The 14,916-nt window shown below is 33.9% G+C and carries 11 protein-coding genes; 7 read left to right on the top strand and 4 right to left on the bottom strand.

What is annotated here, in order from left to right; translation table 11 throughout:
• Nucleotides 1-8: 8 nt before the first annotated feature.
• Nucleotides 9-533, top strand: coding sequence for a RidA family protein (locus AACZ41_RS10395; RefSeq protein ID WP_339628378.1), 525 nt, complete (start codon nucleotides 9-11; stop codon nucleotides 531-533).
• Between the two features lie 492 nt (nucleotides 534-1,025).
• Here the strand turns inward: AACZ41_RS10395 and AACZ41_RS10390 are convergent, their stop codons facing one another.
• On the bottom strand, nucleotides 1,026-2,945 hold the full coding sequence (locus tag AACZ41_RS10390) for a tetratricopeptide repeat-containing sensor histidine kinase (protein ID WP_339628377.1): 1,920 nt from the start codon (nucleotides 2,943-2,945) through the stop codon (nucleotides 1,026-1,028).
• 1,017 nt (nucleotides 2,946-3,962) lie between these two features.
• Between AACZ41_RS10390 and AACZ41_RS10385 the strand changes: the two genes are divergently transcribed.
• Together AACZ41_RS10385 and AACZ41_RS10380 are read left to right on the top strand one after the other, a co-directional pair.
• Entirely contained in the window at nucleotides 3,963-4,955 is a 993-nt protein-coding gene (locus AACZ41_RS10385) for a transporter (RefSeq protein ID WP_339628376.1), read from the top strand.
• A complete protein-coding gene (locus tag AACZ41_RS10380; RefSeq protein ID WP_339628375.1) occupies nucleotides 4,945-6,486 on the top strand; it encodes a phosphatase PAP2 family protein in 1,542 nt (513 codons plus the stop codon). The genes AACZ41_RS10385 and AACZ41_RS10380 overlap by 11 nt, the downstream gene beginning before the upstream one ends.
• 315 nt (nucleotides 6,487-6,801) lie before the next feature.
• Here AACZ41_RS10380 and AACZ41_RS10375 read toward each other — a convergent pair whose 3' ends face one another.
• From AACZ41_RS10375 to AACZ41_RS10365, 3 genes are all read right to left on the bottom strand, one after another.
• Nucleotides 6,802-7,134, bottom strand: coding sequence for a response regulator (locus AACZ41_RS10375; protein ID WP_339628406.1), 333 nt, complete (start codon nucleotides 7,132-7,134; stop codon nucleotides 6,802-6,804).
• A gap of 67 nt (nucleotides 7,135-7,201) precedes the next feature.
• Nucleotides 7,202-9,004, bottom strand: a complete 1,803-nt coding sequence (locus AACZ41_RS10370) for a hypothetical protein (protein WP_339628374.1) — start codon at nucleotides 9,002-9,004, stop codon at nucleotides 7,202-7,204.
• Nucleotides 9,005-9,216: 212 nt separating this feature from the next.
• The gene (locus AACZ41_RS10365) at nucleotides 9,217-10,233 is read right to left on the bottom strand and encodes a LacI family DNA-binding transcriptional regulator (protein WP_339628373.1); all 1,017 of its coding nucleotides are present in this window, start codon (nucleotides 10,231-10,233) and stop codon (nucleotides 9,217-9,219) included.
• 149 nt (nucleotides 10,234-10,382) lie between these two features.
• On the opposite strand from AACZ41_RS10365, the gene AACZ41_RS10360 reads away from it, so the two are divergent.
• The 4 genes from AACZ41_RS10360 to AACZ41_RS10345 all read left to right on the top strand — a co-directional run bounded on the left by AACZ41_RS10360 (nucleotide 10,383) and on the right by AACZ41_RS10345 (nucleotide 14,753).
• Nucleotides 10,383-11,429, top strand: coding sequence for a sugar kinase (locus tag AACZ41_RS10360; protein ID WP_339628372.1), 1,047 nt, complete (start codon nucleotides 10,383-10,385; stop codon nucleotides 11,427-11,429).
• Between the two features lie 119 nt (nucleotides 11,430-11,548).
• Entirely contained in the window at nucleotides 11,549-12,217 is a 669-nt protein-coding gene (locus AACZ41_RS10355; protein WP_339628371.1) for a bifunctional 4-hydroxy-2-oxoglutarate aldolase/2-dehydro-3-deoxy-phosphogluconate aldolase, read from the top strand.
• Between the two features lie 199 nt (nucleotides 12,218-12,416).
• A complete protein-coding gene (locus tag AACZ41_RS10350; RefSeq protein WP_339628370.1) occupies nucleotides 12,417-14,084 on the top strand; it encodes an ATP-binding protein in 1,668 nt (555 codons plus the stop codon).
• A 3-nt stretch (nucleotides 14,085-14,087) separates the two neighbouring features.
• The gene (locus AACZ41_RS10345) at nucleotides 14,088-14,753 is read left to right on the top strand and encodes a response regulator (protein WP_339628368.1); all 666 of its coding nucleotides are present in this window, start codon (nucleotides 14,088-14,090) and stop codon (nucleotides 14,751-14,753) included.
• Nucleotides 14,754-14,916 lie beyond the last annotated feature (163 nt).

The raw sequence follows: 14,916 nt of genomic DNA, 5'->3' as shown, positions 1-14,916 counted from the left end.
ATAAAATCATGAAACATTTAATGAAATCATTTCTTTTTATACTACTAGTATTGGTAAGTTGTAAAAATGGTAAAGAAGAAAATATCAACAATTATGTTGATTCTAACGCCAGTTTTCAAAATAAAGATGCTGAAGATGTTTTGGAGAAACAGGCTCCGACATTCACCCCTTCTGAACTTCCTTATCCCTTTTCAAGTGCAGTACAGGTTGGGGATATCCTCTTCCTTTCTGGTGATATTGGAGTTGCTGGGGAAGGAACCGGAGTTGTCCCTGGTGGTATTGTACCTGAAACTCACCGTATGTTCGAACGAATTGAAGCTACTCTTGCTAACCACGGACTTGGTCTAAAGGATGTCTTCAAATGTACCGTGATGCTTGCCGACATGTCTGAATGGCAAGATTTCAATGAAGTTTATGCAGGTTATTTTGAAGCGGGCCGTTACCCTACTCGTTCAGCAATGGGAGTTAAGGGTCTAGCACTTGGGGCTCGAGTGGAGATGGAATGCTGGGCTTATAACCCTCAACCAGATTAAAACAGAATAATAATTCGATTAATTAAAAACGTATACTAAACCTAATTCTCTCTTTTGTTCTTTCTGATTAGACTATCAATTTAAAGAGAATCAAACTTAAGAGATGTATAATTGCTTAAATGAATAAAATTACTTTCCAATATTCAGATTGAAGTTACTAAAGCATTAAAAAAACTGAATATTATTTTCTTTTTTGCTTAAATTGCTTTCAGAATTTATTAACAATCAGAAAACTAAAACTGAATACGTTTTTGCATACGATTTTATAATTTCATAGCGGTTGAGCCCAATAAAACCGTTGGATTTTTTCCAAACCAAGAGCTCATAACCCGAAGGTCGCGGGTTCGAGTCCAGTCCCTGCTACTAAATTTAAAGTATTTAAAAAACGTTTTAGTTTACGCTAAACCGTTGTTTTATGTAGAAGTAAGACCTTTTAAATGCGAAATAATCTTTCCCACAATAGAGGTTGTTTTTAGTACAGTATTATCTGAATTAGGCTGTTTTTCGCCCACTTGAAAAAGAAACAGTAATGGTCGTACCTATAGCTTCCTGACTAACAACATGAATATCCCCATTGTTTCTTTTTACGAATTCAGAACTTAGAACAAGGCCTAGGCCGCTACCTTTTTCTCCTTCGGTACCAGGAATTCCTTTGGTTTTTTGAATAGAAAAAAGATTTTCACTAAACTCAGACGACATTCCAACACCGGTATCGGAAACTACTATTTTAATTTGATTTGAAATTTGCGTGACCGATACATTAACAATACCCTTTCTTGGGGTGAACTTAATTGCATTGTTGATTAAGTTACGAATCACAAATTCAACCTGATCCTTATCCCCTATAAAATGAGGGTCACCCATTACAGAGGCTATTAACCTTACCTCTTTGTTATTGGCAATTACTTTGAAGATTTCACAAATCTCATTAACGACTTCTCTTAGATTTATGTTCTCCTTTTTATCCTCGATTATATTCATTTGGCTTTGTGCCCAGATAATCAGGTTGTCCGCCATCTTAAGAGTATTATCCAAGGATGTATTGAGTTTTTTCCCCATACTTTGAATTTCTTCTTGGCTTATAAAATCAATATCTTCCACCAAAACGGAGCTAAAGGATTTTAGAGAAGCTAAAGGACTCCTCAAATCATGGGCAACGATGCTAAAAAACTTGTTTTTAGTCGCATTAAGTTTCTGTAACTCCGATTTCTGTTCATTGATCGTATCGTTTTGGGACTTGAGTTCCCTATTAATATGTTTAAGTTTTCTTAAAACGACAAACAGAGCGATTAAAAAAAAAGATGTGATATATAAACTGATATTACGATAAAATATAGTTGAGGCTTGGGCCGCATTTTCTTTATGGAGTTTATCGGTTCTTTTGTTTAGTTGATGAATGGAAGTCATACTTTCGGTGAGTCTGTTTCGATCTTCCAGCTGGACTCTTTGGAGGTCACCAGCAAGTTCATCGTATGCATTGAGATAAAACCTTACTTCCCCAAGCTTATTCTGATTTAAATAGAACGTTTGCATTTCGTGATAAACCTTAAGTAGGAGTTTTTTTAAATTAAATTTTTCACAAAATGCTTCGGCTTGTTGAAGGTACTTAAGTTCAAGGTTATATTTTTTAGGTGATTTGGCCATTGTAGCCAAATGTATCATAGCTTCTACCGTAGCTACTTTTTGTGCGTTATCTCCAAGTTCATTAGATATTTTAATAACTTTATTAAAATAATAGCTGGCGGAGTCTAGTTGTTTTTCATTTTCTTTGATCAGTCCCATTACCTTGTAACAACTTGAAAGCACTGGAAGATTTAGAATGGAATCATTGATTTTAATAGCTAATCTTGTAAGGTTTTCGGCTTTTGCAAACTCCTTGTTGTTGTAATAACTCTCGCCTAGATTATGTGCGGAGACTCCAATGCGTTCAGTAATTCCTTGTCTATTAAAAGCTTCAAAAGATTTATTATGGTATTTTATTTCCTGTTCATGATTATTTAGGCTACGATATATATGGCCCAATGAAATATAGCAATTTGCTATTCCTATCGCATCGTCCCGATTTTCAAAAATGTCAATAGCCTTTTGGATATATTCCATGCTCATAAAATAATTATCATTTAAAGCATAGATGCTCGATAGTATTCTATAGCTATAGGCGATGCCATCAATATAGTTGACTTCGGTTGCTAATTGTAAGGCCTCTTCTGCGTATTCCAGAGATTTAATATTGTCTACATAGGTTAATTCCCGACTTAGGGTATATAAGGTATTTATTTTCTCTTTTTCAGTAAGCTCTGGTTGAGAAATCAAATGTTGAAGCTCTTGAACACTTTGTGCTCCAGCTGGGAAGGCATTTAGCATAATGAATAGTAAATAACATACTTTAATACCTAAACATGGATATTTCATACCTCTGAAAGATTTTATAAGAAAATACATATAAAACGTTGAAATTATGAAGTTATTATAGTGTAAAAAATTGCGTAAAATTTTTAAATTTTAAATCGAGTTAGGAGATTTTAATCCCAAATTATTGCATTGATATCCTACAGTTAAACTGGACAGGTCATAATTCAGAATCATTTCCTTTAGGAAAATTCAAATAAAATCTACTATGTCGAAAAGTAGCTAAATTTCATATTATGATATTCATTCATAACTATAAGGCATACTTCATAGGATATGTAAATAACTTAAAAAAACAAACCTTAATCAAATTTTATTAATTGAAGATAGATAAATTACAAGTAGATTTCAACTATCTAAATGTATAATTAACGTACAAGTAAACGTACACGTTATTATTTCTAAAAGTCAATAAATACAAGGAAATCGGAGCTTTTTGGTGAGCTCATTACCCGAAGGTAGCTGGTTCGAGTCCTTTCTCCCTACTATAAAAAACAAGTTAAGCAGACACCTCGTTCTTAAATAAATTACACTAGAGATTTAAATTATTTTACAGGAAGTTTTTATCCTTATTGTCACAATTGTATCATCCTTACGAACAATGTTTAAAAACCTACTTGGAATTTTATAGTATTCTTTAGAACAAGAAAAACCATATCAGTATAACTATTCTTAGTATCAATACCTTCTTTTAAAAAAGCATCTAATTACAAATCTAGATTTCGTTTTGCAGTACTTAACCTCGTATAATCAAAAACCATAATTAAAGTTTATATAAAAATCAAAATACAAACTTTATCAAGGGTTATGATTTTTTTATTATTTGATTAAGGTATTTAATCTTTCATTAATTTTTTTTGATTTTTCATTAATCACTGTGTAGGTATAATGCGATTACATTTGATCTTAAGTTGAGTTTGTTACGATGTTGGTAAAATCACACCAATAATAAAAGGTAAATGACCGGCCAACTTTGGCCGGTCAATACTTTAAACAATCGACCTAAAAACCAATTATAAAATGACCGCACTTCTACTTTCACTCTTTCGATATAAGCGAAAGGCACAGATTGATTTAAATATCTTGATTGTATTTTTATTTACCGCTGTTCTTTCTATTGGACAGACTCCCACTGATGCCTTAATGATGCCACCAAAGAATATATGTATTCTTTTAAGTTATGATTACGGTCATTTTGACCGATATTGGGAAGGTGATAATTTAAGGTCGAACGAAACCATTGCTTCTGTAAATCGCACAACAATATTACCAATGGCAGCCGTAGGCATATTCGATGACTTAAACTTTTATATTGGGCTTCCTTATGTTAAAACAAAATCATCTGAACCTAATGGGGGCAAATTTGAAGGGGCAAATGATTTTCAAGATTTTATGGTTGCTTTAAAATACAAAGCTCTAGAAAAATCAGTGGGTTCCGGTCGATTATCACTGTTAACGACAGTAGGTTATTCAACGCCTGCCACCAATTATTTATCAGACTATATGCCTTATAGCTTGGGTTTTGGTGCTCCAGAGTTTTCGCTACGTGGTATTGCACAATACCAACTTAGCAATGGTTTCTATGTGCGTGGTATGGCAAGCCATTTATGGCGTGGCTATACAGAGGCCGAACGCGACTATTATTACAATAATGGCAGTTTTTATACTTCCTTGATGGATGTCCCGAATGCATGGAATTTTGAGGGGGTTCTCGGTAAATGGTTTATGAACAATGCATTAAAGTTAGAACTAAATTATACTGGTCTAAAATCTACAAGCGGTGACAATATCAGGGCTTACAACGCGGCACAACCTTCGAATAAAGTGAAATTTGACAGGCTTGGAATTTCCCTCCAATATTACCCCCCTTCTCTCAATGGTCTGGGTGTAGTAGGTTATTATACTAATGTAGTGAACGGTTTAAATACAGCAAAAATCAGCAATGTAGGCTTAGGTTTGACCTATCAATTTAATTTCATCAAAAACACAAACAACGAACAAAATGCGCAATAAATCAGCTATATTAATTATTATCATTTGTGGCGTGGTTGCATTCGTTTCATGCGAAAAAGATCTGCACACATATTTAAAATATAAAGACTACTCCTATTCAAGGGCCGATGAAAATGGAGGTACTTGGCAACCCATTTTAATTGATGAGGGTGCTGCGATAAATATAGACGAACCAGAAGACATCTCTTCGGATAGCTATCAAGCAGAAATTTCTGCATTAAAGGTGTCTATGAATGAAATAGATACCTCTCAAAAAAAGGCATTGGCTTACTGGGGCAATAATGCCGTTGTGAGATGGAATGAAATAGCCTTGGAGCTTATTGCAAAATACAACCTGATTCCCGGACCAAATGATGATGGAACTTATACGTTGCCTAATCCAAGCAATCCTAATGGGCCTCCTAGTTTTCCTTTTGCACATCCACCCTATGCCTCTAGGGCTTTGGCATATCTTTCCGTAGCACAGTTCGATGGATTGATTTCAGCTTGGCATCATAAATATTTATATAACAGGGCCGCACCTTACCAGCAAGACAATTCTATCACCTTTGCGTATGAACCTAACGATATTCCTTCCTATCCATCCGACGGTGCTGTTTTAGCAAGAGTTTCCAAAAAAGTACTTTTAGCTATGTTTCCATTAGAGGGTGATTATTTACAAAAAATGGAAGACGAGCATTTAGAAAGTCTTTTACTTTCTGGTGGAAATGTCCCTAGTGATATTGTCTCGGGTATAACAATAGGTGACGAAATCTCAACAATTGCCTTGGCAAGGGCTGGGAATGATGGTATGAAAAATGCACAAACACCTAAAGCCATTTCCGATTCTATAAAGGCCGCGGCCTTTGAACGTTTTGGTTGGCAATGGGATAATCTTGAGGTACCCATAAGACCTGTGGGACTTACGCCATTGTTCGGAAAAGTTAGTATGTGGAATATTGCCAATGTCGAAGATGTACGTCCCATACCACCACCAGTATTTGATTCTGAAGCTTTCACTAGAGACGTCGCCATATTAAAGGACCATGCCGATAATATGACCGAAGAGAAAAGAAGAATTGCCAATTTTTGGCAAGATGGATTGGGCACTTATACCCCTCCGGGACATTGGAACCGTTTTACGAATGAATTTATGGTAGAAAACAAAATGAATCCATTAAGATCAGCTAGAACCATGGCCTATTTAAATATGGCCGTAATGGATGCGGGCATCAGTTGCTGGGATGCCAAATATTATTACCACTATCCTAGACCCATACAACTGATTGATGGTTTTAAGACCATTGCCGGTACCCCAAATTTTCCAAGCTACACATCTGGCCACAGCGTTTTCTCTGCAGCGGCATCTGAAGTACTTGCATATATATTTCCAGAAAAAGCGACTTTGGTGAGAGGTTGGGCCGAGGAAGCAGCCATTTCTAGGGTTTATGGCGGAATTCACTGGACGTTTGATGCAACAGTAGGAACAGATCAGGGTCGAGAGGTAGCCAAATTTACCATTGATGTAGCAAAATTAGACGGAGCCAATTAGTAGTGTATAAAACTTAGAAAATCATTTTGAGAAGTATATGATTAATAGAAAGGCTCTCTTTATAACATTCAGATATTCGCTTTTCAACAATGGTCTCTAATTAAGAAAGTAAAGATTTTATAATCTCTTCAAAGCAATAAACTTGTTGTCAATGGATCTCACTCAAATTACATACAATATTGTGGCCTAAAAACATTAAAAAATGAAAAGTGAGAAAAAATGTCAATTTTGAATAAAAATACTAGTTTTTGCCCTACTTATATCTTTACAGATTCTATGAGAAAAGAATTGGGTAGAACCTTGTATTAAATGCGATTAATACTTTTGGCGTGTAATTCTTTCATGAACATCTTTTAAGGCATGATTAAATTCAGTCTTAGAAAAAGGCCTTGATAAAAAATTTACACTGCCTAGTTCGATAGCATGTAATCTACAACTCATTTTAGTTGACGTAAAAATTACATGTAGTTTTTCGCTGAACATAGATAGAAAAGAAAGCCCGTTCATCGAAGGCATCTCAATATCCGTCATTAAAACGTTAGATTTATTCACTTGTAAAACTATCCAAGCATCCATAACCTCTACATTTGGATGTAATTTTGCCAATCTTTCCGTTATAGATAGCCAAAGAGCTGAATCATCTACAATTACCAGATTAAATTTATTAATAATTCAAGTATCAAACTTATTAGTATTTTAAGTGTTGATTAGCAATCTATACTAATACTGGTAAGGAAACAGCTATTAGTTCTTCTTTATAAAATTTAAGTTCCTTTTGAATAATTACATTTTCTGTTGTTTTAGAGGTTGGAAATAAATTCTCATAATAAACGATTCCATCAAACAAATTACTTTTAAAAACTTCCCACTTCTTACTTTGTTTATTCGTAATATTTTCTGAAAACGTTTCTATTTCTTTTTTCAAATAATCTATATACATTTTCAATTCTTTAATAAACATATTGGGTCGGTAAATAGACGAAAGAACAGAGTCATTCCTATAAATATGTCGCATCATTTTAAATAGTGACACTTCTGTGTTAAAATAAGCCATATTAGGGCCAGGACAAATTACTACACCTTGTTCTTGGCCTTTAATTTTAATATTGTTTTCCAAAAAAGATGCATTCGCCAAGCCTACACAAAGACAGGCTTTTTCATTTATTTTATTTTTTTTATTCTTATATGCGTCTTGAGATATCTCTAACCTTTTAGTTTCTAATTCTTGTAATTTTATATCTTGATATTTTTTTGAAGCGGTACAAATACCTTCCGGACCTAGCTCTTTACTTAATGCCAGATATTTTTTAGGACAAGAACTACCGGCTTTATTATTATCGATTCTTTTTTGCTTATGGTACTCATTTGTGGTTCCCTTTATGGTGTTGAAAGGAATACCTAAAGGTGAAATATTACTTAAATAAAAATCTTTCTCAATAGCGTTTGCCAACAAAGTTCTGGTTTTTGCATCTACAGAAGTAGCTTCTGGAACCAATAAAAATGGACTTCCCCAACCAACAGAATCTACTAGATAGTTTTCAAGTAAAAATTCGTGTTCACCTGCTGTACCAACCCCACCTTGCACGGTAAGTTTCAAATCTAGTGGTTGCTCAGGCGCAGTTAAACCTTTCTGCGTTAAACCTTTTACAAATACATCGTGGGTATCTTGTAGTAATTCTGCCTTTTTATTTTTAAACTCTTCTAAAATAGGCCCTAATAATATGCCATCTGTCGCAAAGGCATGTCCGCCACAATTTAAACCAGATTCAATTCTGTATTCTGAAACCCAAAGTCCTTTTTTTGCCAAAAATTTACCTTGTATAATTGCCGAACGATAATCGCTAACCTTAAGAATAATCCTTTTTTTCAACTGGTTGTTTTTATCTGGAAAGAAATCCTTAAAATTCTCAAAGTAACTATATAATCTGGGATTCATCCCTGCCGAGAGCACAACTGAAGAATTTAAATTACTATTGGCAAAACCACGAAGAGATGCATGTGCATCATTAAATTCGATAGGTAATTGTTCATTTTTAGTGAAATTATCCTTATCCACTTTTGTCATGATATTCACATCGATATCACCAACTTTTAAATACATTTCCAAAAAATTATCTAAACTCTCTTTATGTGCCGTTCCTTCATTCATTAAATTAGAAAGCCCTTCTTTTATGGAAGATGTATTTGGTAACGTTGCTAGAAAATTTTCTAATGCCAATTTACTTTCTAATAGTTCTGTTTTAAATTCAGTAAATTTCTTCTTAACGATAATATCCACTAAATTTAGATAAGAGGTAATGCGTTCGGCACGGTAGTCTTGTACTTTTTTTGATATTTCTTTATAAGGAAGACTGAATTTTTTGCTATAATACAAACTCATTTTTTCCATAAGCTCATCATCTATTATAGAAATTACAGATGAAATTCCATAATGAGCCACGCGAATTGGGCTGTCTATGGTATATGCCAATCCCATTACAGGAATATGAAAAGTGTGTATTGATTTAGATGTAAGCATTGTTTCTAGATTAAATATGCTACAAATGTGGCCTTACTTTTCTAGAAAAAATCTGATAAATGTCATAAAGTGTGGACTTTTTATCAGTAATTATTTTGGGGATTATTTAAAAAAAAAGGACACCTGTTAAACCTTTTTCTAAGGTACTAATAAGCCGAGTAATTTTTTTAAACAGTGCCAATTAATTGTTCTGTTTTTCCAAACACTCCTTTTTAATTAGAAGAACTTCTAACTATTAATTCTGAATCTAAAATTATTTTATTCAAAGATTGAACAACAACATCCTTTTCTACATAGCCTAAAAAAGTTTCTGCCGCTAACCTTCCAATTTGCTCACTATGTTGGCTAACACTAGTAATGGAAGGAGTAACCAGTGAAGTGAACGGCTCATTACCAAAACCTACCAATTTAATTTCTTCCGGTACCTTAATTCCCCTTTCATTTAAAATTTGAAGTGCTCCCAAAGCAGCATAGTCACTTGCTACATAAACTGCATCAGGTCTATTTTTCAATGCCAATAATTTTTTCATTTGGCGCCTTCCATCTTCTAATGTCAGACTGCTTTCTATCAACAACTCATCATCATGGGGCAAATCGTGTTTTTTTATCGCATCTATATATCCACGTATTCTATTGTTAAATATTCTTGTTCGTCTATAGCCACCAATATGTGCAATACGTTTACATCCTTTTGCCACTAAATGCTCAATAATCATATGGCTGCTATCATAGTCATTAATACCTACATAATCGACATTTAAATCGTTCTCTCCCCTATCAAACAGAATTAAAGGAATACCATTGGATTTTATTTTTTCATAGTAAGATAAATCTACCGTCTCATTGGCCATTGAAGCTATAATACCATCCACTTGTGTATACAACAGCGTATCAATATTCTTACACTCCTTTTCAAAGGACTCATTAGATTGGGTAATAATAATATTATACCCAGCTTTATTAAGTACCTCTTCCATGTTTTCAACCACAGAAGAAAAAAAACTGCTATTAGTTCTAGGTAAGATTACACCCACCAAATTACTTTTCCCTTTTCTAAGCGCACTTGCCAAATGATTAGGCTGATAGTTCAATTCCTTGGCCACTTGCTTAACCGCTTTTTTTGTTTTTACGCTTATGCGCGTGTCATCGTTCAGAGCTTTGGAAACCGCTGCCGTTGAAATACTTAAAACATTGGCAATGTCTTTTAAAGTTGTTCTTTTTATATTCAACTTCTTTATATATATTTGTTTAATCGATTAACCAAAAGTAAGGCTTTAATTACCGTAATCAAAAAATGTCTTTTTTGGTTATTTTTTATGATAATTGGTTAATCGATTAAACAAATATATTTTATTACATTTCAAACTTAATAGCCAACATGAAAAAAGTAGTAACATTCGGTGAAATTATGCTTCGTTTAGCACCACAAGGATTTTTAAGATTTTCACAAGCCAATAGTTTTGATGTAGTTTACGGAGGAGGAGAATCTAACGTAGCTGTTTCTTTAGCTAATTATGGTGTGCCTGTCGATTTTGTAACACGTTTGCCAAAAAATGATATTGGTGAATGTGCCATGATGGAAATGCGTAAAAGAGGTGTTGGAGTAGATAAAATAGTATACGGTGGAGATCGTTTAGGAATTTATTTCTTGGAGACTGGCGCAGTATCTAGAGGTAGTAAAGTAGTTTATGATAGAGCACATTCGGCTATTGCAGAAATAGAATCTGGAATGATCGATTGGGATGTTGTTTTTGAAGGTGTAGAATGGTTTCATTGGACAGGTATTACACCCGCTATTTCTCAAGGAGCTGCAGATGTTTGTTTAGAAGCTGTAAAAACGGCTAGCGCAAAAGGAATTACAGTTTCTACAGATTTAAATTATAGAGCTAAACTTTGGACGTATTGTGATGATGCGCATAGAGAAAAAGTAATGTCCGATTTAACTTCGTATTGCGATATTATCTTAGGAAATGAAGAAGATGCAGAAAAGCATTTTGGAATTCATCCTGAAGGTTTAGATGTTCATAAACATGGGCACGATGTTAAAGCAGAGGCTTTCTTATCGGTTTGTAAGCAAATGATGGAAAAATTCCCTAGAGCAAAAAAGGTGATTACAACCTTAAGAGGTTCCATTTCTGCATCACACAACACATGGGCAGGTGTATTATATGATGGTAAAAACATGTTTGAAACACGCCAATATCAAATTACAGATATCGTAGATCGCGTTGGTGGTGGAGATTCTTTCATGGGAGGTTTGATCTACGGATTATTGAAATACCCAGAAGATGACCAAAATGCATTAAACTTTGCAGTTGCGGCATCTTGTTTAAAACATACGATTAAGGGAGATGCCAACTTGGTTACTGTAGAAGAAGTAAACAAGCTTATGGGTGGCGATGCCTCTGGTAGAGTTGCTAGATAATACTGCGGGAATCTTCTGTAGACCTCCTGATACTACAACCAATGTCTAAAAAATAAATTGATAATCCAGAAAATTCGATTTCAATAAAAACTTTATTAGAGAAATAAAAAAACATAAAAATGGCACAATATTCAAGAATAGAAGTAGCAAGAGTCATGAAGGAGTCTGGCATGGTTCCTTTATTCTATCACCCAGATATCGAACTAGGCAAAAAGATTCTACAAGCCTGTTATAATGGTGGTGCACGATTAATGGAATTTACCGCACGTGGCGATTTCGCTTTCGAAGTATTTACCGAACTTAACAAATTTGCAATAAGAAACCTACCTGATATGATTATGGGCGTAGGTTCTATTACCGATGCTGCAGCGGCTTCATACTATATGCAAATTGGGGCTAATTTTATAGTAACACCATCTTTAAGAGAAGATATTGCAATTGTTTGTAACCGAAGAAAAGTTTTATGGTCACCAGGTTGTAGCTCATTAACTGAAATAAACAAAGCTGAGGAAATGGGCTGTGAAATCGTAAAATTATTCCCCGGTGATCTTTACGGCCCTGGTTTTGTGAAAGCGATTAAAGGCCCACAACCTTGGACAAGTGTAATGCCAACTGGCGGTGTTAGTACCGATGAAGCAAATTTAAAAGCTTGGTTCGATGCTGGTGTTACTTGTGTTGGCATGGGCTCGAAACTAATTAGTAAAGAAATTTTAGCTAATAAAGATTACGCTGGCTTAGAAGCTTTGGTAAAAGAGACCTTGGCTAAAATAAAGGGATTGCGAGGTTAATTAAGTTGTTAGGGACCTAAATATCAAATGGTTTCCTTGCTCATACAGTTATCTTAAATTTTCATTACATCGATTACCTTATAAAATTATAAATGATATGATTTTATAAGGTAATTTCAATTTTAGCAAAGACCAAAATATTTGGCAAGACTATCACAAACTAAAAATTTTATAGAAAATTTGTTGCTACTTTAGAGGAATGAAATACACAAAAGTTTCATTACTTTTTCAAACCATATTATTCAGTTTTTTCGCAATTTCATTGCCTTTAATATCAATAGCACAAACACCTATTGACAGCTCTTATTATTATTATTATGGAGCAATTAATAATCCGGTACATCCAAACGATTTACCATCTGGAATTAATTTCTATATCCAAAAAAAAATAACTGATTTAAACTCAAAAGATACACTAAGTGCTATCAGTGATTTAAGACTTTTAGCTATAGGAGAATTTAAAATCGGCAATAATTTCAACAGTGAAAACCATATTGTCGAAGCCTTAAATCTTATTCAATCTATGTCTTCAAAAGACACATTGATCGATGCTAAAGTTGGGCTATACAATCAATTAGGCCGAATTTATAGAGCATCGAATAATCCATCTGAAGCCATTAAATCTTACGACAATGCTTTACAAATAGCAAGTAAATTTAAAGACAGTGTTATTTTACTTAATAACAAAGCAAACATCTATAAAGATCAATTGGATTATGAAAACGCACTTGATATATATACCCTACTCTACCAAAAACAAGTATACTCAAATGATAAGTTTCAAATAGCATTAGTTTTAAATAATCTTGGGTATGTACAATCAAAACTTAATCTACCCAATGCTTTAAAAAACATAAAACAGGCATTAAAATATAGGGAGGATACCAAAAATTTGGTTGGTCTTCACGCAAGCAATAAGCATTTAGCAGAATATTATCTGGATAGAAAAGACACTGCAAAGGCGCTTATATATGCAGAAAAAGTACTGTCATTGGCAAATAAAATAAATAGCAGCTCTTTAAAACTAGAAGGTATTTCTCTTTTAATGAGTATGAATAAGAACCCACTAATTCATGAATATAAAAGAATGACCGATAGTATTTCTATCGCGAACCAGATTGCTGAAAATAAAAACGCATTTTTAAAATATAATGTAGCTGAAGAGCAGAAAAAAACCCAAGCCAGTCAATTGCTACAAGAAGTTGAATTCCGAAAACGGCTTGTTTACCAATTTCTAGTATTATTTGTATTAATGATTCTTATTGGTTCCTATTTTATATATAGAAATAAATATCGTAAAGCAAGAATTGAAGAAATCTATAAAACCGAAACTAGAATTTCTAAAAAAGTACATGATGAAGTAGCTAATGATATGTACAAAGTTATGACCTCACTTGAAAATAATGCTGGAATAGACAGCAAGGTTATTGATGAAATGGAAAAAATCTATGCTAAAACCAGAGATATTTCAAGAGAAAATAGTGCTATTGACTTTCATCAAGATTTTGGCATCCAATTAAATGATCTGTTATTTGGTTATAAAAACAATACGGTAACTGTAGTCACTCGTAATCTGTCAAAAATAAATTGGGAGGCTGTGCAAGAGCTCAATAAAACAGCTATCTATAGGGTCTTACAAGAGTTAATGACCAATATGCGTAAACATAGTAAAGCTACATCGGTAGCCTTGGTATTTCATAAAGTTGGGCCTAAAATTCATATAGACTATAGGGACAATGGGGTTGGATGCGACCTTTTTAAAAAAAATGGACTACAACATACGGAATCCCGTATCGCATCTTTAAATGGAACAATTACTTTTGAATCTAAGCAAGGTGATGGCTTTAAGGCAACTATAATTATTTAAGACATGTTCAAAAAGGTTTTGATTGCGGAAGATATGGAAGACATCAATAAAGGTGTACATACTTTATTGACCGAATTGGGAGTTTTGATTATTGACCAGGTTCAATATTGTGATGACGCATATTTAAAAATAAAAAAAGCTGAATTAGACTTTGAACCTTATGAAATGGTCATTTCAGACTTGTCTTTTAAGGCTGACCATCGTTCACAAACATACGCATCGGGCCAAGCATTGGTAGAAAAACTTAAAGTAGAGTTCCCTGTTTTGAAGGTAATTGTTTATTCGGTTGAAGATAGACTGCAAGCAGTTAGAACTCTTTTTAACCAGCACCATATTGATGCTTACGTCTGTAAGAGTAGATCCGGCCTTAAAAACTTAACTACAGCAATAAACGAAGTGGTAAATGGTAATAATTTTTTATCACCCGAAGTTTCCAATGCACTTAATAGTACTAATGAATTAGAGGTTGATGATTATGACATTTTGCTCTTAGACAACCTCAGTAAAGGATTGTCGCAAGAAGAAATAAGTTCGCTTTATAAAAAAGAAAATATCTCGCCTGCCAGTTTAAGCTCTATAGAAAAGCGGCTTAATAAATTACGCATTCAATTCAATGCCAACAATGCCATACACCTTGTGGCAATTGTTAAAGATTTAGGCTTAATCTAAAAAAAAAATCCCACCCGTTACGGATATCCGTAACACCCTTTCAAATAATGAACTTAGGTTTGATCATTCAAATGTATAAATACAGTTACTAACATATAGTAACATCATATATTTTTAGGTCAGCCTACTGAAAAGGGAATTCGGGGGAACTAACCGATTTGGT

The sequence above is a fragment of the uncultured Maribacter sp. genome (assembly GCF_963974015.1).
Taxonomy (GTDB): Bacteria; Bacteroidota; Bacteroidia; order Flavobacteriales; family Flavobacteriaceae; genus Maribacter.
Note: the sequence above shows the minus strand (reverse complement) of the source record. Positions and strands in the feature narration are given on the sequence as shown.

Excerpts from the sequence above, each read along its gene's own strand:
- AACZ41_RS10360 (WP_339628372.1), top strand. The coding sequence starts at position 10,383 with ATGAAAAAAGTAGTAACATTCGGTGAAATTATGCTTCGTTTAGCACCA.
- AACZ41_RS10355 (WP_339628371.1), top strand. The coding sequence starts at position 11,549 with ATGGCACAATATTCAAGAATAGAAGTAGCAAGAGTCATGAAGGAGTCT.
- AACZ41_RS10390 (WP_339628377.1), bottom strand. The coding sequence starts at position 2,945 with ATGAAATATCCATGTTTAGGTATTAAAGTATGTTATTTACTATTCATT.
- AACZ41_RS10380 (WP_339628375.1), top strand. The coding sequence starts at position 4,945 with ATGCGCAATAAATCAGCTATATTAATTATTATCATTTGTGGCGTGGTT.
- AACZ41_RS10345 (WP_339628368.1), top strand. The coding sequence starts at position 14,088 with ATGTTCAAAAAGGTTTTGATTGCGGAAGATATGGAAGACATCAATAAA.
- AACZ41_RS10370 (WP_339628374.1), bottom strand. The coding sequence starts at position 9,004 with ATGCTTACATCTAAATCAATACACACTTTTCATATTCCTGTAATGGGA.
- AACZ41_RS10350 (WP_339628370.1), top strand. The coding sequence starts at position 12,417 with ATGAAATACACAAAAGTTTCATTACTTTTTCAAACCATATTATTCAGT.
- AACZ41_RS10385 (WP_339628376.1), top strand. The coding sequence starts at position 3,963 with ATGACCGCACTTCTACTTTCACTCTTTCGATATAAGCGAAAGGCACAG.
- AACZ41_RS10395 (WP_339628378.1), top strand. The coding sequence starts at position 9 with ATGAAACATTTAATGAAATCATTTCTTTTTATACTACTAGTATTGGTA.